The following is a 1,664-nucleotide window of genomic DNA, read 5'->3' on the forward strand; positions in this document are numbered from 1 at the left end:
AACCCCGGTGTTTCATGGGGATCTGCGGATCGCTGGGCGCAAATAGACCGAAGTGCTCCCTGAACAGGGGAAACTGGGACTTGTCTAGAGCTACAGTTCCTCAAGCAGAAAGCACTCGGTAGGTGAAGCGTACTTCGTGGTCGTCTGGTCTGTCGTTCTGTGTCGATGATGTCGCGGTGATTTCTCACGCCGGGACCATCGCGCCACGCCTTCTGGCGGATCGCGTCGGTCTGACCGCCGAGCTGTCGGGGGCCATGGCGCAGCGCCGATCCATCCCGATCCATGACCGTGGCAGGGTGTTGACCGATGTCGCGGTGATGCTCACGGGTGGCGGGGAGTCCATCGCCGACATCCGCGTCCTGCGCCACCAATCCACGGTCCTGGGGCCGGTCGCCTCGTCCCCGACGGTGTGGCGCACCCTGGATGAGGTCACCGCCGGTAAACGCAAGAAAATCCAGGTCGCGCGGGCTCGTGCCCGGCGGCACGTGTGGTCCCACCTGCCCGGCGGGGTGCCCGCCTCGAAGTGCGCGGGCCGGGACCTGGGATCGACGATCGTGCTCGACGTGGACGCCACCATCGTGGCCACCCACAGCGAAAAAGAGCAGGCCGCGCCAACCTATAAGCGCACGTTCGGGTATCACCCGATCGGCGTGTGGTGCGACAACACAGAAGAGTTCCTCGCCGCGAGCTTGCGGCCGGGCAACGCCGGGTCGAACACCGCTGCCGACCACATCGATGTCCTGGGCCAGGCGATTGCGCAGGTCCCCGCCGCTCACCGGCGTGATGTGCTGATCCGCTCCGACGGCGCCGGCGCCTCCCACGCCCTGCTGGAATGGATCACCGACCAGAACCGCGTCCGCGGTCGGCAGGTGGAGTACTCGGTCGGATTCGCGGTCACCAACCCGATCCGGCGGGCGATCGCGATGGCTCCCGAGGCAACGTGGGGGCCGGCGTTGAACCAGGGCGGGGACCTGCGGCCCGGGGCTGAGGTCGCCGAGCTGACCGGGTTCCTCTCCCCACGGATGCTCGCCAAGTGGCCAGACGGGATGCGGGTCATCGTCCGCCGCGAACGACCCCACCCTGGCGCCCAACTGTCGATGTTCGAGGAACTCGACGGGTGGCGCTACCAGGCATTTGTGACCAACACCGCCGTCGGTCAACTGCAGTTCCTCGAAGCGCGGCATCGGGCGCACGCCCGCGTGGAGGACCGGATCCGACACGCCAAAGACACCGGACTCGGCCGCCTTCCTTCGCGGGAATTCGCGGTCAACCAGGCCTGGCTCGTCGCGGTCATGATCGCCGCAGACCTCATCGCGTGGACGCGGCTGCTGGCCTGCATCGGCGAGGCCGCCGTTCTCGCCTTGTGCGAGCCCAAAGCGATGCGCTACCGATTCCTGCACGTCGCGGCCCTGCTGACCCGCAGCAGCCGCCGACGACGCGTGAAAATCCCCGAAACCTGGCCGTGGGCCGTCGCCATCGAGGCGGTGTTCCACACGATCGCCGCGATCCCCAAACCCGCCTGACCTCACCTGCCCGCCCACGACAGCACCACCCGGAGACCCGCCCACCGGCAGCGCTAGCCGGAGCTTCCGCACGCCTACTCGCCAATCAGGACGCGACATCCGTAGAGAACCGAATCTCCCACACCCCATGAATCAGGGGGG

At 67.4% G+C, this 1,664-nt stretch carries 1 protein-coding gene; it reads left to right on the top strand.

All coding sequences use genetic code 11. The annotated features are described in order from the left end of the window. Nucleotides 1-122 precede the first annotated feature (122 nt). Nucleotides 123-1,523, top strand: a complete 1,401-nt coding sequence (locus tag HF999_RS22065; protein WP_006898364.1) for an IS1380 family transposase — start codon at nt 123-125, stop codon at nt 1,521-1,523. Nucleotides 1,524-1,664 lie beyond the last annotated feature (141 nt).

It is taken from the genome of Tsukamurella spumae, from assembly GCF_012396015.1.
GTDB classification, from domain to species: Bacteria; Actinomycetota; Actinomycetes; order Mycobacteriales; family Mycobacteriaceae; genus Tsukamurella; species Tsukamurella spumae.